Source organism: Formosa algae (assembly GCF_001439665.1).
GTDB classification, from domain to species: domain Bacteria; phylum Bacteroidota; class Bacteroidia; order Flavobacteriales; family Flavobacteriaceae; genus Formosa; species Formosa algae.
The window spans coordinates 113,234-136,786 of sequence record NZ_LMAK01000045.1 but is presented as its reverse complement, the minus strand read 5'-3'; the positions used below and the strand labels follow the sequence as shown (position 1 = coordinate 136,786).

The 23,553-nt window shown below is 33.0% G+C and carries 22 protein-coding genes; 18 read left to right on the top strand and 4 right to left on the bottom strand.

Annotated elements, in window-relative coordinates:
* Positions 1 to 25: 25 nt before the first annotated feature.
* From AST99_RS12030 to porX, 4 genes are all read right to left on the bottom strand, one after another.
* Complete coding sequence (locus tag AST99_RS12030; protein WP_057782079.1) at positions 26 to 571, bottom strand: hypothetical protein; 546 nt, start codon at positions 569 to 571, stop codon at positions 26 to 28.
* Positions 513 to 656 carry a hypothetical protein gene (locus AST99_RS18760; RefSeq protein ID WP_172441747.1) on the bottom strand — a complete coding sequence of 48 codons (144 nt, stop codon included), beginning with the start codon at positions 654 to 656 and terminating at the stop codon, positions 513 to 515. Before AST99_RS18760 ends, AST99_RS12030 begins: the two co-directional genes overlap by 59 nt.
* 180 nt (positions 657 to 836) lie before the next feature.
* On the bottom strand, positions 837 to 1,256 hold the full coding sequence (gene tsaE, locus AST99_RS12025) for a tRNA (adenosine(37)-N6)-threonylcarbamoyltransferase complex ATPase subunit type 1 TsaE (RefSeq protein ID WP_057782078.1): 420 nt from the start codon (positions 1,254 to 1,256) through the stop codon (positions 837 to 839).
* A gap of 65 nt (positions 1,257 to 1,321) precedes the next feature.
* On the bottom strand, positions 1,322 to 2,878 hold the full coding sequence (gene porX / locus AST99_RS12020) for a T9SS response regulator signal transducer PorX (RefSeq protein WP_057782077.1): 1,557 nt from the start codon (positions 2,876 to 2,878) through the stop codon (positions 1,322 to 1,324).
* A gap of 76 nt (positions 2,879 to 2,954) precedes the next feature.
* Between porX and AST99_RS12015 the strand changes: the two genes are divergently transcribed.
* From AST99_RS12015 to hisF, 18 genes are all read left to right on the top strand, one after another.
* Positions 2,955 to 4,175, top strand: coding sequence for an HD domain-containing protein (locus AST99_RS12015; RefSeq protein WP_057782076.1), 1,221 nt, complete (start codon positions 2,955 to 2,957; stop codon positions 4,173 to 4,175).
* Positions 4,176 to 4,199: 24 nt separating this feature from the next.
* On the top strand, positions 4,200 to 5,213 hold the full coding sequence (lpxD, locus tag AST99_RS12010) for a UDP-3-O-(3-hydroxymyristoyl)glucosamine N-acyltransferase (RefSeq protein ID WP_057782075.1): 1,014 nt from the start codon (positions 4,200 to 4,202) through the stop codon (positions 5,211 to 5,213).
* Entirely contained in the window at positions 5,213 to 6,619 is a 1,407-nt protein-coding gene (locus AST99_RS12005; RefSeq protein ID WP_057782074.1) for a bifunctional UDP-3-O-[3-hydroxymyristoyl] N-acetylglucosamine deacetylase/3-hydroxyacyl-ACP dehydratase, read from the top strand. Before lpxD ends, AST99_RS12005 begins: the two co-directional genes overlap by 1 nt.
* 10 nt (positions 6,620 to 6,629) lie before the next feature.
* A complete protein-coding gene (gene lpxA / locus AST99_RS12000) occupies positions 6,630 to 7,415 on the top strand; it encodes an acyl-ACP--UDP-N-acetylglucosamine O-acyltransferase (RefSeq protein WP_057782073.1) in 786 nt (261 codons plus the stop codon).
* Positions 7,416 to 7,424: 9 nt separating this feature from the next.
* Positions 7,425 to 7,991, top strand: coding sequence for an elongation factor P (gene efp, locus AST99_RS11995; protein WP_057782072.1), 567 nt, complete (start codon positions 7,425 to 7,427; stop codon positions 7,989 to 7,991).
* Between the two features lie 4 nt (positions 7,992 to 7,995).
* Positions 7,996 to 8,934: a UDP-3-O-(3-hydroxymyristoyl)glucosamine N-acyltransferase gene (locus AST99_RS11990; protein WP_057782071.1), complete on the top strand. Its 939-nt coding sequence runs from the start codon at positions 7,996 to 7,998 to the stop codon at positions 8,932 to 8,934.
* A gap of 114 nt (positions 8,935 to 9,048) precedes the next feature.
* Positions 9,049 to 9,930, top strand: a complete 882-nt coding sequence (sucD, locus tag AST99_RS11985) for a succinate--CoA ligase subunit alpha (protein WP_057782070.1) — start codon at positions 9,049 to 9,051, stop codon at positions 9,928 to 9,930.
* A gap of 111 nt (positions 9,931 to 10,041) precedes the next feature.
* On the top strand, positions 10,042 to 13,026 hold the full coding sequence (locus tag AST99_RS11980) for a M16 family metallopeptidase (RefSeq protein WP_057782069.1): 2,985 nt from the start codon (positions 10,042 to 10,044) through the stop codon (positions 13,024 to 13,026).
* Between the two features lie 116 nt (positions 13,027 to 13,142).
* Positions 13,143 to 13,889, top strand: a complete 747-nt coding sequence (fabG, locus tag AST99_RS11975; RefSeq protein ID WP_057782068.1) for a 3-oxoacyl-[acyl-carrier-protein] reductase — start codon at positions 13,143 to 13,145, stop codon at positions 13,887 to 13,889.
* Between the two features lie 3 nt (positions 13,890 to 13,892).
* Positions 13,893 to 15,920, top strand: a complete 2,028-nt coding sequence (locus AST99_RS11970; RefSeq protein ID WP_057782067.1) for a hypothetical protein — start codon at positions 13,893 to 13,895, stop codon at positions 15,918 to 15,920.
* A gap of 10 nt (positions 15,921 to 15,930) precedes the next feature.
* Complete coding sequence (locus tag AST99_RS11965) at positions 15,931 to 16,746, top strand: prohibitin family protein (RefSeq protein ID WP_057782066.1); 816 nt, start codon at positions 15,931 to 15,933, stop codon at positions 16,744 to 16,746.
* Between the two features lie 247 nt (positions 16,747 to 16,993).
* A complete protein-coding gene (gene hisG, locus AST99_RS11960; protein ID WP_057782065.1) occupies positions 16,994 to 17,851 on the top strand; it encodes an ATP phosphoribosyltransferase in 858 nt (285 codons plus the stop codon).
* A 14-nt stretch (positions 17,852 to 17,865) separates the two neighbouring features.
* The gene (gene hisD, locus AST99_RS11955; protein ID WP_057782064.1) at positions 17,866 to 19,155 is read left to right on the top strand and encodes a histidinol dehydrogenase; all 1,290 of its coding nucleotides are present in this window, start codon (positions 17,866 to 17,868) and stop codon (positions 19,153 to 19,155) included.
* Complete coding sequence (hisC, locus tag AST99_RS11950; protein WP_057782063.1) at positions 19,155 to 20,195, top strand: histidinol-phosphate transaminase; 1,041 nt, start codon at positions 19,155 to 19,157, stop codon at positions 20,193 to 20,195. The genes hisD and hisC overlap by 1 nt, the downstream gene beginning before the upstream one ends.
* Complete coding sequence (gene hisB / locus AST99_RS11945; RefSeq protein WP_057782062.1) at positions 20,192 to 21,328, top strand: bifunctional histidinol-phosphatase/imidazoleglycerol-phosphate dehydratase HisB; 1,137 nt, start codon at positions 20,192 to 20,194, stop codon at positions 21,326 to 21,328. Before hisC ends, hisB begins: the two co-directional genes overlap by 4 nt.
* A 114-nt stretch (positions 21,329 to 21,442) precedes the next feature.
* The gene (hisH, locus tag AST99_RS11940; RefSeq protein ID WP_057782110.1) at positions 21,443 to 22,030 is read left to right on the top strand and encodes an imidazole glycerol phosphate synthase subunit HisH; all 588 of its coding nucleotides are present in this window, start codon (positions 21,443 to 21,445) and stop codon (positions 22,028 to 22,030) included.
* Between the two features lie 24 nt (positions 22,031 to 22,054).
* Positions 22,055 to 22,783 (top strand): 1-(5-phosphoribosyl)-5-[(5-phosphoribosylamino)methylideneamino]imidazole-4-carboxamide isomerase, encoded by a 729-nt coding sequence (gene hisA, locus AST99_RS11935; RefSeq protein ID WP_057782061.1) that lies wholly within the window; start codon positions 22,055 to 22,057, stop codon positions 22,781 to 22,783.
* Positions 22,784 to 22,789: 6 nt separating this feature from the next.
* Positions 22,790 to 23,545, top strand: coding sequence for an imidazole glycerol phosphate synthase subunit HisF (gene hisF / locus AST99_RS11930; RefSeq protein WP_057782060.1), 756 nt, complete (start codon positions 22,790 to 22,792; stop codon positions 23,543 to 23,545).
* Positions 23,546 to 23,553 lie beyond the last annotated feature (8 nt).

The window sequence follows — 23,553 nt, the reverse complement described above, 5'->3', positions numbered from 1 at the left end:
AATAATTAGATCTGTTAAATGTAATTTAAAAATAATCTTTCATCTTATCTTTAAATCCTCTTGGCGAAATTTTAAATTCGTCTTCAAGGTCTTGAAGTGATTTATCTACGGTGTTTAATCTGTTAAAAATTCTTGCTCTAATGAGATAAATTGAAGGAATTATAAACGCCATTACAGGTAGTAAATATAAGATTTGGTTACTATCTACATATTGTATGTCGTCGTTTAAAATGGTGAAAATTTGAAACATATACATTGCTATAGGTACAATCAATACGTGGTACCACCAATGGCGACAAGTAAAAAACCATATAAACAAAAGCATTAATGGTATTAATTTACCTGTTAATGTCCATGCTACAATATCTAAACCGCCGTAAAATCTACTTTCGTATGTAAATAAAAAAGTGTGCCATGTTTTAATATTAGACGGCACACTTTCATAAAGATAAAATAGGTAAGGAGTCGTTGCTATAAAAGTAGCAATCACACTCCCTAAAATTAAACTTCTACTATCCGTGAGTAGGAATTTTAATTTTCCATTTTTCGATGTTTGTTGTTTGTTGGCCATCTAAGTTGATTAGGTTTGTTGCTTGTGCAGTAAAAAACATTCCTCCAATAATCGCGGCTGCGATAACGTACTTTTTAGTTTTCATAATTATAAGGGATTTAATTAATTAATGAATCAAATATATAGATTGCATAAATCGGTATTAAGCCCAAATGTTAAAATTATGTTAAAAAGCACTGTTTTCTATCATTGCCGTTACGGTAAAACCGTACTTATTTATTTTTGTGATCGTATTTGCGTGCTAAATTGCTTTAAATATTAGTTTTTAATGTGTTGTAAACTTTATTGATCTAGTTTTAGAATCTAAACTTTCAAGCGTTAAACGATTACAACTTTCGTTTTCTAGAATATGTTTTACCCGTTCTGGCCACTCTATAAATAACCAAGCTCCAGATTCTAAATAATCCTCAATTCCGAAATTATAAGCTTCTTCTTCGTCGTTAAGTCTATAAAAATCGAAATGATATACTAAACCATCATTTACACTATATTCATTTACAATTGAAAAGGTCGGACTGCTAACATCGTCGTCACAACCTAAAGCTTTCACTAAAGCTTTTATTAAAGTGGTTTTACCGGCCCCCATTTCACCATAGAAAAGTATGGTTTTAGAGGTTGCATTTTCAAGAATTTGATTGGCAACTTCGTCTAGGTTTTCTAACTGAAATTCTCTTGTATTTAGCATAGTGTAAAAGTGCAATTATAAGTAATAAAATTTAATATTGCTAATGATTTTTATGAGTTGAAATTTTACTTTTTTGGTTGAAGCACTACAAATGGAATAATCATTTCTTCTAAAGATACACCACCGTGTTGGTACGTATTTCTATAATAACTTACATAATGATTGTAGTTGTTAGGATAGGCGAAAAACAAATCGTTTTTGGCAAAAATAAAGGAACTGCTCATATTTAAAGTTGGTAAATGTGCAGATTTTGGATTCTTTATTTCCAGGACATCTTTAGACTCAAATGTTAAGCTTCTTCCCGTTTTATATCTTAAATTTAAAGACGTATCTCGATCTCCAACCACTTTAGAAGGGTTTTTAACGTTAATAGTCCCGTGGTCTGTAGTTAATATTAATTTAAACCCTAATTGATGGGCTTGCTGAATAATTTCGAACAAAGGCGAGTTTTTAAACCAACTTTGTGTTAGAGAACGGTAAGCTTTATCGTTAGAAGCCAATTCTTTTACCACATCCATTTCAGTTTTAGCATGCGAAAGCATATCAACAAAATTATAAACCACAACAGTCAGGTCGTTGTTTTTCATGCTTTTAAAATTATCGACTAATTTCTTCCCATTTTTAAGGTTGGTGATTTTATGATACTCGCAGCTTAAGTTTTGTAAACCTAAACGTTTTAATTGCGCCTCAAGAAATTCGCCTTCAAATAAATTTTTTCCACCTTCATCTGTATCATTTTTCCAATATTCTGGATGTAATTTTTCCATGTCACTAGGCATTAAACCAGAAAATATTGCATTTCTAGCATATTGTGTAGCGGTTGGTAAAATACTATAAAATGGGGTTTCTGTTTCCTTCTTATAATAAGGTGTTAAAAAGGGTTCAAAAGATTTCCACTGGTCGTACCTTAAATTATCTATTACCACAAGTAACGTTGGTTGTTCTTTACTTAATTCAGGAACCACCTTATTTTTAAATAGGGTATGGGACATGGTTGGAGCATCTGTGCTATGGTCGAACCAATCGGTGTAGTTTTTAGCAATAAACTTTCCGAATAAGGCGTTAGCTTCTGTTTTTTGAGATTCTAAAATTTCGAACATTCCTGCGTCTTCAATATTTTCTAACTGAATTTCCCAATACACCAATTTTTGGTAAAGTATTGCCCAGTCCTCGTAACTGTTCACAGACATTAAATCCATTGCAATTTTTCTGAACTCTTGCTGATAATTAGATGTGGTTTTTTCAGAAATTAAACGCGAGTGGTCTAAATTCTTTTTAAGACTTAGTAAAATTTGGTTCGGGTTTACCGGTTTTATTAAGTAGTCTGCTATTTTATTTCCAATAGCTTCTTCCATAATATACTCTTCTTCACTTTTAGTAATCATAACGACAGGCAGTGTATGGTCTTTTTCTTTAATTTCATTTAAAGTTTCTAAACCGGTTAAGCCAGGCATGTTTTCGTCTAAAAAAACGATATCAAATTTATTGCTTTCTAACACTTCGAGCGCCTCTGTACCGCTACTACATTTAGTAACTATGTAGTTTTTTTTCTCTAAGAAAAGTATGTGTGGTTTAAGTAAATCAATTTCATCATCAACCCAAAGTATATTTATCTTATTCATATCGTTATATTTGTAATGTTTTAGTGGTTTTTTAAGTATTTTAGAAGATCATCTTAAGCATTTCTAAACTATATAGATGAATAAACTTAAAATATTAAACGATCCAATTTACGGATTTATTACCATACCAAATTCGTTAATTTTTGATTTAATTGAGCATAAATATTTTCAACGTTTACGAAGAATCACCCAAATGGGGATGTCTTATTTAGTCTATCCAGGCGCACATCATACCAGATTTCATCATGCAATTGGTTGTATGCATTTAATGCAAAAAGCAGTGAATGTGCTTCGTTTTAAAGGGGTTGACATTTCTGAAGATGAAGAAATTGCTTTAAATATAGCCATACTTTTACACGATATTGGGCATGGTCCGTTTTCGCACGCCATGGAACATAGTATAGTAAATGGGATCTCTCACGAGCAGATTTCGTTGCTTTTTATGGAGCAGTTAAACGATGAATTTAACGGAAGTTTAACGCTAGCCATCTCTATTTTTAAAGGGGAATACCACAGAAACTTTATGTGTCAGTTAATTTCTTCACAATTAGACATGGATCGTGCAGATTATTTAAAACGCGATAGTTTTTATACAGGTGTTGCAGAAGGCAATATAAATAGTGAACGTTTAATTACTATGCTAAGTGTGGTAGACGACGAATTGGTGGTAGAAAATAAAGGGATTTATAGTGTAGAAAAATTCTTGGTAGCAAGACGTTTAATGTATTGGCAAGTTTACTTACATAAAACAAGCGTTGTTGCCGAACAGTTGTTAATTCGGGTATTAAAACGTGCTAAAGAATTATCTCATAACAATGTAGATTTAGTAGCGAGCAGAGCATTGTCTTATTTCTTAAAAACAGAATTTAACGCGACTAATTTTGATACACAAACACTTGAAACGTTTTCTAATTTAGATGATTATGATATTATTTCGGCAATGAAAGAATGGCAATATCATGACGATTTTGTGCTTCGTAATTTATGTGAAATGATTTTAAATAGAGATTTATTGAAAATTAAAGTCAAGCAGAAAAAAATAAAGAAAAGTGAATTAAAAGCTCAGGAAAAGGCACTAATGTCCACGTTTAATATTAGCGAAGCCGAAGCCGATTATTTTGTATTTAAAGGAGAAATAACCAATCAGGCATATCAGCAAAATGGACCTCAAATAAAAATTTTATATAAGTCTGGTAAGATAGAAGATATTGTGAAAGCATCAGATCAATTAAACCTAAAAGCGCTTTCAAAACCGGTTACTAAATATTATATATGTTATCCTAAAGCTAAACTTTAGGACATTTTTCCTATTTTTGCCACGATGAAATTTACAGCAGAACAAATAGCAGGAATTTTAGAAGGAGAAGTTGTGGGTAATCCCGACGTAGAAGTTTCTACGCTTTCTAAGATTGAAGAAGGTATTGAAGGTGCGCTAACATTTTTGGCAAACCCAAAATATACACATTATATATATACGACTAAGGCATCTATTACTATAGTAAATAAAACATTTATTCCTGAGCATAATCTTGTGACTACTTTAATAAAAGTGAACGATGCTTACAAAGCATTTTCTAAATTATTAGAATATTATAACTCTGTTAAGCTTAGTAAAGAAGGAATAGAACAGCCTTCATTTATTGCCGAATCTTCAAAATATGGTGATAAAATTTATATTGGAGCGTTTTCATATATAGGAGATAATGTTAAAATTGGAGATAATGTAAAGATTTTTCCAAACTCATATATAGGAGACAATGTTACTATAGGTGACAATACGATCCTTTTCGCAGGAGCTAAAATTTATTCAGAATGTGTTATTGGAAACAATTGCGTTATTAATTCTGGAAGTATAATCGGGGCCGATGGTTTTGGTTTCGCACCTAGTGAAAGTGGTGAATACGATAAAGTACCCCAAATAGGAAATGTAATACTCGAAGACTTTGTAGATATTGGAGCAGGAACGACTATAGATCGTGCAACTTTAGGATCTACAATAATTAGAAGAGGTGTAAAATTAGACAATCAAATACAAATTGCACATAACGTAGAAATTGGAAAAAACACAGTAATCGCTGCTCAAACAGGTGTTGCAGGTTCTACTAAAATTGGCGAAAATTGTGTTATCGGAGGTCAAGTCGGTATTGTGGGACATATTACCATTGGAAACAATGTAAAAGTGCAAGCACAGTCTGGTATTGGAAGAAATATAAAAGACAATGAAGTCTTACAAGGGTCTCCAGCATTCTCTTACGGTGATTACAATAAGTCGTATGTGCATTTTAAGAATTTACCAAAAATAGTTAAAGAAATAAACGAATTAGAAAAGAAATAATGGCTATAGTTAATACAGATATCAAACAAAAAACCATTAAAAACAGTATCTCTTTAAATGGTGTAGGCTTACATACAGGTAACAATGTATCCTTAACCTTTAAATCTGCACCAGAAAATTTTGGGTTTGCGTTTAAACGCATGGATTTAGAAGGGACGCCAGTTATAGAAGCAGATGCGACTTATGTAACCAATACAGAACGTGGTACATGTTTAGAAAAAAATGGTGTCATTATTCAAACTTGCGAGCATGTTTTAGCAGCTTTAGTTGGATTAGATTTAGATAATGTTTTAATAGAACTAAGTGCAGCAGAACCACCTATTATGGATGGGTCTTCAAAGTTTTTTGTTGAAGCTTTAGAAAAAGCAGAAATTATAGAGCAGAAAGCCTTTAGAGAAGAATATGTAGTTACCGAAGTGATTTCTTATATTAATGAAGAAAACGGAAGTGAAATTCTTTTAATGCCATCTAAAGAATACCAAATTACTACTATGGTAGATTTTGGAACTAAAGTATTGGGAACTCAGAATGCAACTTTAAATCAAATTAAAGACTTTAAAGAAACCATTGCAGACTCAAGAACTTTTAGTTTTTTACACGAAATAGAAATGCTTTTAGAGCATGGATTAATTAAAGGTGGCGATTTAAACAATGCCATAGTTTATGTAGATAAAGAATTGTCTCCAGAAACCATGGAGAAGCTAAAAGAAGCCTTTAAAAAAGATTCTATTACCGTTAAGCCTAACGGTATATTAGATAACCTAACGTTACATTATCCTAATGAAGCTGCTCGACATAAATTGTTAGATGTTGTTGGTGATTTAGCTTTAATAGGAACACGAATTAGAGGTAAAGTTATAGCAAATAAACCTGGTCATTTTGTAAACACTCAGTTTGCTAAAAAAATGTCTAAAATTATTAAGAACGAAAGACGTAATAATGTGCCTTTCGTAGACTTAAATCAAGAGCCTTTAATGGATGTAAATCAAATTATGAATATGTTGCCTCACAGGCCACCATTCTTATTGATTGACAAGATTTTTGAATTATCAGATAGTGGAGTAATAGGAATGAAGAATGTTACAATGAACGAACCGTTCTTTGTGGGACATTTTCCAGGATCACCAGTTATGCCAGGTGTTTTAATTGTAGAAGCCATGGCACAAACTGGAGGGATTTTAGTATTAAGTACAGTTCCGGATCCAGAAAATTACCTTACATTCTTTATGAAAATAGATAAAGTTAAATTTAAACAAAAGGTTGTTCCTGGTGATACCGTAATTTTCAAGTGCGATTTAATTACACCTATAAGAAGAGGAATATGCCATATGCAAGGCTATGCTTATGCTAATGGAAAACTATGTGCAGAAGCCGAATTAATGGCTCAAATTTCAAAAGTTAAATAATAATTATCACATGAATCAACCATTAGCTTACGTACACCCTGGTGCGAAAATTGCAAAAAATGTAGTTATAGATCCTTTTACTACCATTCATAATAACGTAGTGATAGGAGAGGGAACTTGGATTGGAAGTAATGTTACCATTATGGAAGGTGCTAGAATTGGTAAAAATTGTAATATCTTTCCTGGATCGGTGATCTCTGGTGTACCTCAAGACCTTAAATATAACGACGAAGATACATTAACTATTATTGGAGACAATGTTACCATTCGCGAATGTGTAACCATAAATAGAGGGACTACAGACCGTATGAAAACTGTGATTGGAGACAACTGTTTAATTATGGCATATTGCCATATTGCTCACGACTGTATTGTGGGGAAAAATTGTATCTTCTCAAATAACAGTACTTTAGCAGGACATATTATTGTTGGAGATTATGTGGTCTTAGCGGGTATGGCAGCTGTTCATCAGTTTTGCTCTATTGGTAACCATGCTTTTGTAACAGGAGGATCTTTAGTACGAAAAGATGTGCCACCGTTTGTAAAAGCAGCACGCGAACCATTATCTTATGTCGGTATTAATTCTGTAGGATTAAGACGCAGAGGTTTCAGCACCGAAAAAATAAGAGAAGTACAGGATATTTACCGTGTACTATATCAAAAGAATTATAACAATACGCAAGCCGTAGAAATTATAGAAGCAGAGTGGGAAGCTACTCCAGAACGCGACGAAATTCTTCAATTTATTAGAGATTCGCAACGCGGAATTATGAAAGGATATTTTAAATCAAATTAAAAAAATAGAATGGCAACAACATCAGATATTAGAAATGGATTATGTATAAGATATAATCATGATATTTTTAAAGTGATTGAATTTTTACACGTAAAACCAGGTAAAGGGCCAGCGTTTGTAAGAACAAAATTAAAGAGTGTAACAACAGGTAAAGTTATAGATAATACGTTTTCTGCAGGACATAAATTAGAAGATGTACGTGTAGAAACACATAAATTTCAATATTTATACCCAGAAGGCGATTTATATCACTTTATGAATGTTGAAGATTATAATCAAATCATGTTAAATGTTAATGCTTTAGATACTCCAGATTTATTAAAAGAAGGCGAAGTAGTTACCATTTTAATTAATTCTGAAGATGGTATGCCTCTTTCTGTAGACATGCCAGCAAGTGTTATTTTAGAAATTACTGCAACAGAACCAGGTATTAAAGGAAATACAGCTACAAATGCAACTAAGCCTGCAACAGTAGAAACTGGAGCTATAATTAATGTCCCTTTATTTATAAATGAAGGAGATAAAATTAAAGTAGAAACAGAAAAAGGAACGTACAAAGAACGCGTTAAAGAATAAGACCTTGAAGTTTCCTCAACCTTATACATTAAAACAAATTGCAACGATTATTGATTGTGAATTTGTTGGACAAGACGAATTTCCTGTTCTAGGCATGAATGAAATTCATGTGGTTGAAACGGGTGATATTGTATTTGTAGATCATCCAAAGTATTATGATAAAGCCTTACAATCTGCCGCAACTATTGTTTTAATTAATAAAGAAGTTGAATGTCCAGAAGGTAAAGCTTTGTTAATATCAGACGATCCGTTTCGTGATTTTAACAAACTAACTCAGTTTTTTAAACCGTTTAAGAATGCAAATCAGAGCATATCAGATTCGGTCAAAATTGGAGAAAATAGCACCATTCAACCTAATTGTTTTATTGGTCATAATGTAACTATTGGTAAAAACTGTATTATACATTCTAATGTTAGTATTTATGATGATGCTGTAATTGGAGATAACGTGATTATACACGCGGGAACTATTTTAGGTGCTTCAGCATTTTATTATAAAAATAGACCAGAAGGTTTCGATCAGTTAAAATCTGGTGGACGCGTAGTTATAGAAAACAATGTGCATATTGGTGCGTTGTGTACTATAGATAAAGGTGTCACTGGAGATACTATAATAGGAGAAGGCTCTAAATTAGATAATCAAATTCAAGTTGGACACGATACCGTAATCGGGAAGAAGTGTTTAATCGCTTCTCAAGTTGGTATTGCAGGGTGTGTAGTTATTGAAGATGAAGTTACAATTTGGGGACAAGTTGGAACAACTAGCGGAATAAGAATAGGAAAAAAAGCCGTAATTATGGGGCAAACTGGAGTTACAAAATCTGTAGCTGGAGGGAAAACATATTTCGGAACACCTATTGAAGAATCTAGGAATAAGTTAAAAGAATTTGCTTTACTTAGACAACTTCCTAAATTAATTGAAAAATTAAAAGAGATTCAATAATTTTTATTGAATTGGAAAAGATTTATATTTTTAAATAAAGTCAAAAAAAATCTTTAATGATAATTGTTAAAACTTTACATTTGTAAAGCTTTTAAATAAATAAAACAAACAAAAATGAGCGTTTTAGTAAATAAAAATTCAAAAATAATAGTTCAAGGGTTTACTGGAAGTGAAGGAACTTTTCACGCCGGACAAATGATTGAATATGGTACAAATGTAGTTGGAGGTGTAACTCCAGGTAAAGGTGGTCAAACACATTTAGACCGTCCAGTTTTTAATACAGTAAAAGATGCTGTTGTTCAAGCAGAAGCAGATACAACAATCATTTTTGTTCCGCCAGCGTTTGCTGCCGATGCTATTATGGAAGCTGCCGATGCAGGTATTAAAGTTATTATTACAATTACAGAAGGGATTCCTGTTGCAGATATGATTAAAGCTGCAGATTATATTAAAGGTAAAGATTGCCGTTTAATTGGTCCTAACTGTCCAGGTGTTATTACACCAGGTGAAGCTAAAGTTGGTATTATGCCAGGTTTTGTATTTAAAAAAGGAACTGTAGGTATCGTATCTAAATCAGGTACTTTAACTTACGAAGCAGCAGACCAAGTTGTAAAACAAGGTTTAGGTATTACTACTGCTATTGGTATTGGTGGAGATCCAATTATTGGAACAACGACTAAGGAAGCTGTAGAACTTTTAATTAACGATCCAGAAACAGAAGCTGTTGTTATGATTGGCGAAATTGGAGGTCAGTTAGAAGCAGACGCTGCAAACTGGTATAAAGCTAGTGGTAGTAAAAAACCAGTTGTTGGTTTTATTGCTGGTGAAACTGCTCCTGCAGGACGTACAATGGGGCACGCTGGTGCCATTGTAGGTGGTAGTGATGATACTGCTCAAGCTAAAAAAGCAATTATGAGAGACTGTGGAATTCACGTTGTAGATTCTCCAGCAGAGATAGGTAAAAAGATAGCTGAAGTATTAGCACAATTAGCTTAAGACTATCAGTGATTTAACAGGAGTTTACTGTTAAATTTTATATAAAATTTGTAACTTTTAAATCCGTTAACACTAATTTGTTAACGGATTTTTTAATACTAAACAATTTATATGAAACACATCAACTCCATGCTTGTGCTTTGTCTATTAGTGACTTTTAATTTCGCTTGTAAACAAAATGCAGAAACTAACAACTCAACCGACTTAGCAGTCAAAACAGAAGTGAAAAAAGACCCCAACGGCTTTTCTTATGAAGTTATAAATAACGATCCTACAGGATTACGGTTATATACTTTAGAGAATGGTTTACAAGTGTATTTAAGTAAAAATACAGACGAACCAAAAATTCAAACTTACATTGCTGTGCGTGCTGGATCAAACTACGATCCAAGTAATTCTACAGGTTTAGCACATTATTTAGAACACATGCTTTTTAAAGGTACCGATAAAATCGGAACTACAGACTGGGAAAAAGAGCAAGAATACATTAAACAAATTTCAGATTTATATGAAGCGCATCGTGCAGAAACAGACGAAGCTAAAAAGTTAGAAATTTATAAGAAAATAGATGAAGTGTCTTTAGAGGCTTCGAACTATTCCGTAGCTAACGAATACGATAAAATGGTTAGCGGTATGGGAGCAACAGGAACAAATGCGCATACGTGGTTTGAGGAAACGGTATACAAAAATAAAATTCCGACTAACGAGTTAAACAAATGGTTATCTCTAGAAAGTGAGCGTTTTAGTAAATTGGTTTTGCGTCTATTTCATACAGAATTAGAAGCTGTTTTTGAAGAATTTAATAGATCTCAAGATAACGATGGCAGAAAAATGTATACAGCTATGCTTGATGGCTTATTTCCAAATCATCCTTATGGGCAACAGCAAACCATTGGTACGGCAGCACATCTAAAGAACCCGTCTTTGGTTGATATTAATAATTATTTCGATAAATATTATGTGCCAAATAATATGGCTATGGTTTTAGTTGGTGACATCGATTTTGAAAAAACAATTAAAGACGTCAATGATACATTTGGAAAACTAAAAAATAAAGAAGTTACACACCCAACCCTTCCTAAAGAAGACCCTATTACTTCTCCGGTCGTTAAAGAAGTATTTGGACCAACTTCAGAGCGAATCAGTATTGCGTATAGAAGTGACGGAATAAATTCTGAAGATGAAAAATTCGTAACTCTTGCAGATATGATTCTTGCAAATGGTGAAGCAGGTTTAATGGATTTAAATTTAAATCAACAACAATTGGTGCAAAGAGCAGGAAGTTCTACCATGTTTTTAAACGATTATGGTTTACAGCAGTTATCAGGTAGCCCAAAAGAAGGTCAGTCTTTAGATGAAGTTAAAGATTTATTATTCACACAAATCGATAAACTTAAAAAAGGAGAATTTGACGATTGGTTGATTGATGCTGTGGTTAACGATTTAAAATTAAGTCAGACCAGACAATACGAAAACAGTACAGCTTTAGCATCTGCATATTACAATGCATTTATCCATCACCAAAAGTGGGAAGATCAAGTGAAGTTTTTAGATGAATTAAAGGCTATTTCTAAAGAGGAGTTAGTGGCTTTTGCTAATCGTTTTTATCAGGAAAACTATGTCGTTGTTTATAAGCGAAAGGGTGAAGATAGCTCTATTGTTAAGGTAGAAAATCCTGGAATTACGCCAGTAAATTTAAATAGAGATAAAAGCTCTCAGTATTTATCAGATTTTCAAAAGATAGAAGCAGAGGCTTTAGTGCCTAAATTTGTAGATTACAAAACGGCTATCAAAGAAAAAGATCTAGACAGCGGTGTAAAAGTATCATATATAAATAATGAGTCTAACGATTTGTTTAACCTGAATATCATTTTTGATATGGGGACAGATAATGATAAAAAATTAAGTTTAGCAGTTGGATTCTTAGAATATATTGGTACAGAAACCATGTCTGCAGAAGACATTAAAAAAGAGTTTTATAAGTTAGGTATTAATTATTATGTCGTGAGTAGAGACGATGTGAGTTATATTGGTTTAAGCGGATTAAAAGAGAACTTACCAAAAGGATTAGCGTTATTAGAAGATTTAATTAATAATCCTAAATCAGATCCTGAGGCTTATGCTAAATATGTAGATAAGATTTTAAAAGGGAGACAAGATGGCAAAACTCAAAAAAGCAATATTTTATGGAATGGCTTAGTAAATTACGGTCAGTATGGCGAAAACTCACGTTTAAGAAACATAATTAAAGCTTCAGAATTGAAAGCTCAAGATCCTCAAGAATTGGTGGATATTGTAAAAGGAATAAAAGATTACAAACAACGTATTTTTTATTATGGTAAAGACGTAGATCAAGCTGTAGCTGCCTTAAATAAAGAGCATAAATTAAATACACCTCTTAAAGAATATCCAGAAGCAACAAGTTATATTGAAAAAGAAACTGGCGGACAAGTGTATTTTGCAGATTACGATATGGTACAATCAGAAATGGTGTTCTTAGCTAAAGGTGGAGAGTTTAATGCTAAAAACCTAGCAGCGACAAGTTTATTTAATGCTTATTTTGGTAGTGGATTATCGTCTATCGTTTTTCAAGAAATTAGAGAATCTAAATCTTTAGCATATTCAGCATTTTCACGTTATAGTACAGCGAGTAAAAAAGAAGATTCTAATTATGTAATGGCTTATATTGGTACGCAAGCTAATAAAATGGAGCAGGCGGTAGATGCAATGATGTCTTTAATGAGTGATATGCCAGAAGCAGATAAACAGTTTGAAGCTGCAAAAGATGCTGCATTAAAGAAAATTGCTGCAGAACGTATTACTAAGGCCAATATTTTTTGGGAATACGAAGGCTTGAAAAAATTAGGTATAGAAAACGACAATCGTGAAGAGATGTACAATACTATACAAAACATGACTATAAGTGATTTACGCGATTTCTTTAATGAGAATATTAAAGGAGAGAATTATAATGTTATGGTTGTTGGTAATAAAAAAGACATAGACTTTACGGCACTAAAGAAATTAGGAGAAGTTAATGAAATGGATGTCGATTACTTGTTTAATTACGAAACAACAGATAAAGTAAAGCTGTAAAGCATTCATTTAATCTTATAAACACATGAAAACCTCACAAATATTTGTGAGGTTTTTTTATACTGTCAAAATTTGAATTAGTATCTTTGATTTTCATAAATTTTATTTAACTATACATGAAATTATTACAAGGAAAAACAGCAATTATTACGGGTGCAAGCCGTGGAATAGGTAAAGGAATTGCACAAATTTTTGCACAACATGGTGCAAATGTAGCATTCACTTACAGTTCTTCTGTAGAAGCTGCAAATGCTTTAGAAACAGAGTTAAATGACTTAGGGATAAAAGCAAAAGGTTATCAAAGTAATGCTGCCAATTTTGCAGAAGCTCAAACCTTAGCAGAAGATGTAGTAAAAGAGTTTGGAAGCATAGATATATTAGTAAATAACGCAGGAATTACAAAAGATAATTTGTTAATGCGTATGAGTGAAGAAGATTTTGATCAGGTTATAGAAGTGAATCTAAAATCTGTATTTAATATGACTAAAGCAGTACAGCGTACCATGCTTAAACAACGTAAAGGCTCTATTATTAACATGAGTTCTGTAGTGGGAGTAAAAGGAAATGCTGGTCAAACCAATTATGCAGCTTCTAAAGCAGGAATCATTGGGTTTTCTAAATCTGTAGCTTTAGAATTAGGATCTAGAAACATTAGAAGTAACGTTGTTGCTCCAGGTTTTATAGAAACCGAAATGACTGCAAAATTAGATGAAGAGACTGTGAAAGGATGGCGTGCAGGTATTCCACTAAAACGTGGGGGTACTCCAGACGATGTGGCTAATGTTTGTGTATTCTTAGCAAGCGATTTAAGTGCGTATGTTACAGGACAAACGTTAAATGTTGATGGCGGAATGTTAACTTAATATATGCCTACACAAACCGTATTATATATAATTATTGCTGGAATTGTAGCACTCGTATTAGCTTTATTTCAGTATAAATATAAAGTAAAAAGCATGTCTAAATTGTACATGCTTTTTGCTTTTTTACGTTTTTTTACCATTTTTTCTGTGCTTTTATTGGTAATTAATCCTAAGTTCGAACAACTTCAATTAACCTTAGAAAAGCCAAAACTTTTAGTTGCTGTAGATAATTCTAACTCGGTAGCGCAATTAGGACAACATAAAAATGCTGAGCAAACCGTGGAAGCTATTCGCTCGCATGCCGCACTAAACGATAAATTTAATATAGAGTATTACAGTTTTGGTAAGACCTTAAATGCATCAGATTCTTTAACTTTCTCTGAAAAACAAACCGATATTTCTTCAGCTTTAGAAGCACTTCAGGATATTTATAAAGACGATGTTGCTCCAACCATTCTTATCACAGATGGAAATCAAACCTTTGGTAACGATTATGAATATTCTACTTATAATCAGCCCGTTTATCCTATTATTTTAGGAGACACTACAACATATTTAGATTTAAGTATTAGGCAACTAAACGTGAATAAATATGCCTATTTAAAGAATAAATTTCCTGTAGAAACGATTGTCGTTTTCAATGGAAAAGAAACTGTTACCTCTACATTTACAGTTACCTCTAAGAACCAAACGGTATACAGTAAAAATATTACGTTTACTGCAAATCACACTTCAGAAGTATTACAATTTACATTACCTGCAAATCAAGTGGGCCTATCTGCTTATAAGGCGCAAATACAACCTCTAGATTCAGAAAAGAATAAGGTAAATAATGCTAAGAATTTTGCTGTTGAAGTGATTGACGAAAAAATGAATATTGCGATAGTTTCTAGTTTCTTTCATCCAGATTTAGGAACGTTAAAAAAGAGTATTGAAAGTAATGAGCAACGAGCAGTTACCATTTTAAAACCAAACGAAATTCAATCTAAACTTAATGATTTTAACTTGGTTATATTGTATCAGCCGGATAATCAGTTTAAATTTATTTTCGATGATATAAAAGCTGAGAACAAGAATACGTTTATCATTTCTGGAACGCAAACCGATTGGTTTTTTCTAAATGATCAATCAGATATATATGAACACGATATTACTTCGCAAACAGAAATGTATCAAGGTGTATTTAATACTAATTATTCTACATTTATAGTAGACGATTTAGATTTTGAATCGTTTCCGCCTTTACAATCGGCTTTTGGAGAACTTACTTTTTTTAGTGCGTATGAAACCTTGCTGTATAAAAAGTATGGAAACATAACCACAAATCAGCCATTATTAGCCACTTTTGAAACTAAAGGTAGGCGAGAAGCGATCTTGTTAGGCGAAAACATTTGGCAATGGAGAGCTCAAAGTTTTTTAAATACCAAAAGCTTTAACACATTTGATAATTTTATAGGGAAGTTGGTACAGTATTTGTCAACTACTAAACGTAAAACCAGATTAGTTGTAGATTTCGAATCGTTTTATGAAGGCGTAAATAATGTGATTATAAAAGCGCAATTTTTTAATAAAAATTACGAGTTCGATAATCGAGAAACTCTTCAAATTGCTTTAAAAAACAAAGAATCTGGAGATGTTTTTAATCTGCCTTTTGTAATTAAAAGCAATAATTATCAAGTCGATTTAAGTCATTTGTCTGCCGGAGAATACGAGTTTACGGTTAGTGCAGCCTCAGAGCAAATATCTAGTTCTGGAAGCTTTACAATTTTGGAATATAATGTAGAACAACAGTTTTTAAATGCAGATGTTTCTAAGTTAAATCAGTTAGCGAGTAAAACGGCTGGAACATCTTATTTTATAGCGAATTACGATAATATGTTTAATGATTTAATCGCTAATAAAAAATATGTGACGATTCAAAAAAGCACAAAGACAACACAGGGATTAATAGACTGGAAATATGTGCTAGGAATCATAGTTTTCTGCTTATCTTTAGAATGGTTTTTAAGAAAATATAACGGATTAACTTAATATATAAATAATGGACAAATTACCTAAAATTGCATTACCCTTTGTTGTTGCTATCATAGCAATAATTATTTTAATTTCTAAGTCGGCAGTGACCATTAATTCTGGGGAAGCTGGCGTGCTTTATAAAACATTTGATGATGGAGTTGTTACAGATGAGCCAGCTTTGGGAGAAGGATTTCACATTGTAGCACCTTGGAATAAAGTTTTTGTCTACGAAGTAAGACAACAAGAGATTTACGAGAAAATGAATGTGCTTTCTTCAAACGGATTAGATATTAAATTAGAGGCTTCAGCTTGGTTTCAACCACAATTCGAAAACTTAGGAAAATTGCATCAAGAAAAAAGTGAAATGTATATAGAACGTATTTTACTTCCTGCCATTCGTTCGGCAGCGAGAAGTGTAGTAGGGCGTTATACACCTGAGCAATTGTATTCTAGTAAGCGTGATGCCATTCAGCAAGAAATTTTTGACGAAACAAAGAATATTGTAGATGATCAATACATTCAATTAAATCAGATTTTAGTTAGAGACGTCACATTGCCTTCAACAATTAAAGATGCTATTGAGCGTAAATTAAAGCAAGAGCAAGAATCTTTAGAATATGAGTTTAGATTAGTTACAGCGCAAAAAGAAGCTCAAAAACAAATTATTGAAGCACAAGGTAAAGCTGATGCGAATAGAATTTTAAGTGAGTCTTTAAACGATAAAATTTTACAAGATAAAGGCATAGAAGCTACAGTTAAATTATCTGAATCTCCAAATTCTAAAGTAATTGTTATTGGTTCTGGAAAAAGCGGAATGCCTATCATTCTTGGAAATCAATAATAAATTAATATTTTTTAGTTTAAAACTTGCATAAGTGTTTTAAATTTCTGAATATTTGTAAAGAACAAAAAACAAAGCCATGAACTTTATTCAATTACATCATCATCATTTTCATACTTGTACTTAAACGAGCAGAAAGTGTATTGAATAAATTTCATAATAATATATTTTTAAACCCCGTTTGAGTTAATCAGATGGGGTTTTATTTTTCTCCGAATGATTTTACTCGAACATATTAAATAACAAAATGAGTAAACTAAAAATTGCAGTTCAAAAATCAGGTCGACTTTACGACGAATCTATGCAAATCCTTAAAGACATAGGTATTTCTATAGATAATGGAAAAGAACAATTAAAAGCATCAGCAAAAAACTTTCCAGTAGAAGTATTTTATTTACGTAACGGCGATATTCCACAGTATTTAAAAGATGGTGTAGTAGATGCCGCGATTATTGGAGAGAATGTTTTGATTGAAAAAGGCGGAGACATTCAAATTGTTCAGAAACTTGGTTTCTCGTCTTGTAAAGTATCTATAGCTGTTCCAAAATCGGCTAAATACACTAGTATGCAGGACTTAGATGGTAAGCGTATTGCTACATCTTACCCAAATACCGTACAACAGTTTTTAGATAAAAACAATGTAAATGCTCAGTTACACATTATTAACGGTTCTGTAGAGATTGCTCCAAATATTGGACTTGCAGACGCCATTGTTGATATTGTATCTAGCGGAAGTACATTATTTAAAAACGGATTAAAAGAAGTAGAGGTTTTACTTAAATCTGAAGCTGTTTTAGCATCTTCACCTTTAATTACCGAAGAAAAATTAGCCATTTTAAATACTATAAAATTTAGAATAGATTCTGTTTTAAAAGGACGACGTTCTAAATATGTATTGCTAAATGCACCAAATGATAAATTAGAAGAAATTATTACCATTTTACCAGGTATGAAAAGTCCAACAGTATTACCTTTAGCACAAGAAGGATGGAGCTCTGTACATACTGTAATCGACAAAAATAAATTTTGGGAAATTATAGACGAATTAAAAGCGCATGGAGCAGAAGGTATCCTAGTTTGTCCTATAGATAATATGGTGTTATAATTAAAACATACAAGATGAATATTATTGAAAATCCCAATAAATCAGATTGGTCAGATATACTGCAGCGCCCAACGCAAACCGTAAATGATATTGAAGATACGGTGACTCAAATTTTCAATGACGTAAAATGTATTGGGGATGAGGCAATAGCAAAATATACTTCGCGTTTCGATGGCGTTACTTTAGAAAATAATTTAGTGAGTGCAGAAGAAATTGAAGCAGCTATTGCACAAGTTTCAGAAGACTTAAAAATAGCCATTACAACTGCATATAAAAATATTGAACGCTTTCACTCGGCTCAAAAAACAACTAAAGTTGAAGTTGAAACCATGCCTGGTGTTCATTGCTGGCAAGAAAAACGTGCTATTGAAAAAATAGGATTATATATTCCAGGAGGAACTGCACCGTTGTTTTCTACGGTTTTAATGTTAGCTATTCCAGCAAAAATTGCAGGTTGCAAAGAAATCGTGTTATGTTCACCACCAAACGCATCTGGCAAAATTGCTAACGAAATTTTATTTGCTGCAGATTTATGTGGGGTTTCAAAAATTATAAAAGTAGGCGGGATTCAGGCTATTGCTGGATTAACGTTCGGAACTGAAAATATTCCACAAGTTTATAAAATTTTCGGACCAGGAAATCAGTTTGTAACCGTAGCCAAACAATTGGCGACTAAACACGGCGTGGCTATTGATATGCCAGCTGGACCAAGTGAATTGTTAGTGGTCGCAGACGATACTGCAAATGCTGCTTTCGTGGCTTCAGATTTATTAAGCCAAGCAGAACACGGTGCCGATAGTCAGGTGATTTTAGTATCGACTTCTAAAACCATGATTAATGATGTTTTAAAAGCTGTAGATGTTCAAATAGAACAATTACCACGACAAGAAATCGCTAAAAAAGCCATTGCTAATTCTAAGTTGATTTTAGTTGAAAACGATGATATTGCTTTAGAATTAATTAATGAATACGCACCAGAACACTTTATTATATGCGCTAAGAATGAAGCCCTTTTTGTAAATGGTATACGTAATGCAGGTTCTGTTTTTATTGGGAATTATACACCTGAAAGTGCAGGCGATTATGCCTCAGGAACCAATCATACCTTACCAACAAATGGATTTAGTCGTTCGTATTCTGGTGTAAATTTAGATAGTTTTTTAAAGAGTATCACATTTCAGAAAATAACAGATAAAGGCTTATTAGATTTAGGTCCGATTATAGAAAAAATGGCAGCAGCCGAAGGTTTAGAAGCGCACAAAAATGCGGTTACTTTACGATTAAACGATTTAAATAAAAACTAATGGCGACTGTACAAGATCTTTTAAGACCGTCCATAAAAGCACTAAAAGCGTATTCGTCTGCACGCGACGAATTTCAAGAAGAAACCAGTAATATGGTGTTTTTAGATGCTAACGAGAATCCTTTTGAAAACGGAATAAATCGTTATCCAGATCCGCATCAGAATGCTGTAAAAGACATTTTAGCAGATATTAAAGGCGTGTCGAAATCTCAAATCTTATTAGGAAATGGGAGCGATGAAGTTTTAGATTTATTAGTTCGTGCATTTTGTGAGCCTAACCAAGACAACATCATAATCTTGCCACCAACATACGGTATGTATGAAGTATTGGCGAATTTAAATGCAGTAGCCATTAAAAAGGTATTGCTTTCTGAGTCTTTTCAACCGGAGGTCGATCAGATTTTGAATGTCGCAGATGCACATAGTAAGATTCTATTTTTATGTTCCCCGAATAATCCTTCTGGGAATAGTTTTAATGATAATGAAGTTGAAACACTATTAAAGAAATTTGAAGGTATTGTTGTGATAGATGAAGCGTATATCGATTTTTCTACACAAGACAGTTGGTTACATCGTTTAGAAGAATTTCCAAACTTAGTCATCACGCAAACCTTATCTAAAGCCTATGGTATGGCAGGATTAAGATTGGGAATTTGTTATGCATCAGAAACAATTATTTCAGTTTTAAATACCATAAAACCACCGTATAATATCAACGTGTTAACGCAAAACAAAGCTGTAGAATTATTAAAACAAACAGAAGTTGTTAGCGACGAAATAGATTCCATTTTAATTGAGCGTAGTAAATTGCTATCGGAATTAAAATCTATTGCTTACATTGAAAAAATATATCCGTCGGATACTAATTTCGTACTCGTTAAAGTAGACGACGCTACAGCACGTTATAATCAATTAATTCAAGAAGGTATTGTAATAAGAAACCGAACCACCCAACCGTTATGCGAAAACTGTTTACGCTTAACCGTAGGAACACCTTCAGAAAATAAAACGCTAATCACCGCACTTACCAAGTTAAAATGAAACAAAAAGTATTATTTATAGATCGTGATGGCACGATAATTAGAGAGCCTGCTGACGAACAGATTGATAGCTTTGAGAAGTTAGAATTTTACCCTAAAGTATTTCAATATTTAAGTAAAATAGCAAAAGAATTGGATTTCGAAATCGTCATGATTACCAATCAAGATGGTTTAGGTACAGAGGTGTATCCTGAAGATACCTTTTGGCCTGTTCATAATTTTATTCTTGAAGCCTTTAAAAATGAAGGTGTAGAGTTTAAAGAACAATTTATAGACAGAACATTTGCAAAAGATAATGCGCCTACGCGTAAACCTAACACCGGATTATTAACTCAATATTTTTCTGAAGCTTACGATTTAGAAAATTCTTATGTTATTGGTGACCGTTTAACAGATATTGAATTAGCGAAGAACTTAGGTTCTAAAGGCATTTTTATAAACGACAATACAAATCTTGGTACCGATGAAATCACTGTGAAACGTGAGGCTTTAGATGCTTATATCGCTTTAGAATCTAACGATTGGGAAGCTATTTATAAACATCTAAAAGTAGAAGATCGGACGGGAAGTATTGAGCGTAACACCAACGAAACTAAAATTAAAATCGATTTAAATTTAGACGGAACTGGTAAAAGTAATATTGAAACAGGTATTGCTTTTTTCGATCATATGTTAGATCAAATTGCACGTCATGGGCAGTTAGATTTAAATTTAAAAGTGGTTGGCGATTTAGAAGTAGACGAACACCATACTATTGAAGATACAGCGATTGCTTTAGGAGAATTATTCAACACCGTTTTAGGAAACAAATTAGGAATAGAACGCTATGGTTTTTACCTGCCAATGGACGATTGTTTAGCATCTGCTGGAATCGATTTTGGAGGAAGAAACTGGTTGGTTTGGGATGCTGATTTTAAACGTGAAATGGTTGGTAAAATGCCAACAGAAATGTTTTATCATTTCTTTAAATCGTTTACCGATGGTGCAAAATGTAATTTAAACATAAAAGCGGAAGGGACTAACGAGCATCATAAAATTGAAGCGATATTTAAAGCCTTCGCGAAAGCTATAAAAATGGCAGTAAAACGCGATGTAGAAAAAATGATTTTACCATCAACAAAAGGGATGTTGTAAAAACCCATCATAATCTTCCGAGAGGGAGAAGAGGTGTACTTGCAAAAATGGCGAGTCTTTAGAATATAGATTATGAGTTTAGATAAAATGATAGAAAAACAGAATTTTGAAGGGATTTCTGTTGTAATAATAGATTACGGAGCAGGTAACATTAAAAGTATTCAGTTTGCATTTAAACGTTTAGGTGTAGATGCTGTACTGTCCAACGATCCTGAGACTATTAAAAATGCAGATCGTGTTATTTTTCCAGGCGTTGGTGAAGCCAGCTCGGCATTAAAAATGCTAAAAAGCACTAAATTAGACGAATTAATTCCTACCTTAACTCAGCCAGTTTTAGGTATTTGTTTGGGTATGCAATTGCTTTGTTTGTCTTCAGAAGAAGGAAATACTAAAGGTTTGGGTATCTTTCAAGTCCATGTAAAACGCTTTCCTAATACAGTTAAAGTACCGCAAATGGGGTGGAATACCATTACCAATTTGAAGTCCGATTTATTTAAAGGTATTTCGGAAGAGTCGTATATGTATTTAGTACATAGCTATTATGCAGAAGATTGTAAAGAAGCCATTGCGACAACCAATTATAATGGAAATTATACTACGGCTGTAAAACATAATAATTTTTACGGTGTGCAATTTCACCCAGAAAAAAGTAGTATTGCAGGCGCTAAACTGCTTGAAAATTTTTTAAATCTAGAATCTTAAACTTAAACCGATCAACATTTAATTATGAGAATTATACCAGCCATAGATATTATAGACGGAAAATGTGTGCGTTTAACTAAAGGCGATTACGATACCAAAAAAGTGTATAACGAAAATCCTTTAGAAGTTGCTAAAAGTTTTGAAGATGCCGGTGTAGAATATTTGCACCTTGTAGATTTAGATGGTGCTAAAGCGAGCAAAATTATAAATTACAAGATTTTAGATCAGATAGCTTCAAAAACCAATTTAAAAGTTGATTTTGGAGGTGGATTAAAAACAAACGACGATTTACATATTGCATTTAGTTCTGGTGCAAAACAAATTACTGGCGGAAGTATTGCAGTAAAAAATAGCGCCATGTTCGAAAGTTGGATTCAAAAATACGGCAGTCAGAAAATTATTCTAGGTGCAGATGCTAAGAACGAAAAAGTAGCCATTAGTGGTTGGTTGGAAGAAAGTAGCTTGGAAGTTACCCCCTTTATAAAAGGATATATGAGTAAAGGTATTCAGTACGTTATTTGTACAGATATCTCTAAAGATGGTATGTTAGAAGGACCATCATTCGACTTATATAAAAAGATAATTACCGAAAATCCAAGTATTAAACTTATAGCTTCTGGTGGAATTTCTTGTAAAGAGGAATTACCAAAACTTAAGGAATTAGGTTGCGAAGGTGTAATTATCGGAAAAGCGATTTACGAAAACAAAATCAGTATGAAGGATTTAGAAAAACTGGTTGTAAACTCTCAATAAATTAATATGCTTACAAAACGAATTATCCCTTGTTTGGATATTAAAAATGGAAGAACCGTAAAAGGTGTAAATTTTGTCGATTTAATTGATGCTGGAGACCCGGTAGAATTGGCGAAACAATATGCCTTAAAAGGTGCAGACGAGCTGGTGTTTTTAGACATCTCAGCTACTTTAGAAGGAAGAGGAACAACCCTAGATATGGTATTACATGTTGCAGAACAAGTAAATATTCCCTTTACAGTAGGTGGTGGAATTTCCTCTATAGAACATGTCGACGCGTTATTACAATGTGGCGCAGATAAAATTTCCATTAACTCTTCGGCTGTAAAACGTCCGGAATTGGTCAAGGAATTATCAGAAAAATTTGGAAGTCAGTGTGTCGTAGTTGCTATAGACGCGAAAGAAGTTGATGGACAATGGAAAGTGCATTTGGCAGGAGGAAGTATTCCAACTGAAATTGATTTGTTTGAATGGGCCAAGCAAGTTGAAGATTTAGGCGCTGGTGAAATTTTATTCACGTCTATGAATCATGATGGGACAAAAAACGGCTTTGCAAATGAAGCCTTAGCGAAATTGTCAGATATGCTAAATATTCCAATTATCGCTTCAGGTGGAGCAGGAACCATACAACATTTTGTAGATACGTTTCAAGAGGGAAAAGCAGATGCCGCCTTGGCCGCAAGTGTATTTCATTTTGGAGAAATTCCAATTTCAGAATTAAAAGCAGAATTAAAAACAAATAACATAGCTGTAAGATTGTAAAATTTTAC

Bases quoted from the DNA above. Each gene is read 5' to 3' on its own strand.
- AST99_RS12030 (WP_057782079.1), bottom strand. From the start codon at position 571: ATGGCCAACAAACAACAAACATCGAAAAATGGAAAATTAAAATTCCTA.
- AST99_RS18760 (WP_172441747.1), bottom strand. From the start codon at position 656: ATGAAAACTAAAAAGTACGTTATCGCAGCCGCGATTATTGGAGGAATG.
- tsaE (WP_057782078.1), bottom strand. From the start codon at position 1,256: ATGCTAAATACAAGAGAATTTCAGTTAGAAAACCTAGACGAAGTTGCC.
- porX (WP_057782077.1), bottom strand. From the start codon at position 2,878: ATGAATAAGATAAATATACTTTGGGTTGATGATGAAATTGATTTACTT.
- AST99_RS12015 (WP_057782076.1), top strand. From the start codon at position 2,955: ATGAATAAACTTAAAATATTAAACGATCCAATTTACGGATTTATTACC.
- lpxD (WP_057782075.1), top strand. From the start codon at position 4,200: ATGAAATTTACAGCAGAACAAATAGCAGGAATTTTAGAAGGAGAAGTT.
- AST99_RS12005 (WP_057782074.1), top strand. From the start codon at position 5,213: ATGGCTATAGTTAATACAGATATCAAACAAAAAACCATTAAAAACAGT.
- lpxA (WP_057782073.1), top strand. From the start codon at position 6,630: ATGAATCAACCATTAGCTTACGTACACCCTGGTGCGAAAATTGCAAAA.
- efp (WP_057782072.1), top strand. From the start codon at position 7,425: ATGGCAACAACATCAGATATTAGAAATGGATTATGTATAAGATATAAT.
- sucD (WP_057782070.1), top strand. From the start codon at position 9,049: ATGAGCGTTTTAGTAAATAAAAATTCAAAAATAATAGTTCAAGGGTTT.
- AST99_RS11980 (WP_057782069.1), top strand. From the start codon at position 10,042: ATGAAACACATCAACTCCATGCTTGTGCTTTGTCTATTAGTGACTTTT.
- fabG (WP_057782068.1), top strand. From the start codon at position 13,143: ATGAAATTATTACAAGGAAAAACAGCAATTATTACGGGTGCAAGCCGT.
- AST99_RS11970 (WP_057782067.1), top strand. From the start codon at position 13,893: ATGCCTACACAAACCGTATTATATATAATTATTGCTGGAATTGTAGCA.
- AST99_RS11965 (WP_057782066.1), top strand. From the start codon at position 15,931: ATGGACAAATTACCTAAAATTGCATTACCCTTTGTTGTTGCTATCATA.
- hisG (WP_057782065.1), top strand. From the start codon at position 16,994: ATGAGTAAACTAAAAATTGCAGTTCAAAAATCAGGTCGACTTTACGAC.
- hisD (WP_057782064.1), top strand. From the start codon at position 17,866: ATGAATATTATTGAAAATCCCAATAAATCAGATTGGTCAGATATACTG.
- hisC (WP_057782063.1), top strand. From the start codon at position 19,155: ATGGCGACTGTACAAGATCTTTTAAGACCGTCCATAAAAGCACTAAAA.
- hisB (WP_057782062.1), top strand. From the start codon at position 20,192: ATGAAACAAAAAGTATTATTTATAGATCGTGATGGCACGATAATTAGA.
- hisA (WP_057782061.1), top strand. From the start codon at position 22,055: ATGAGAATTATACCAGCCATAGATATTATAGACGGAAAATGTGTGCGT.
- hisF (WP_057782060.1), top strand. From the start codon at position 22,790: ATGCTTACAAAACGAATTATCCCTTGTTTGGATATTAAAAATGGAAGA.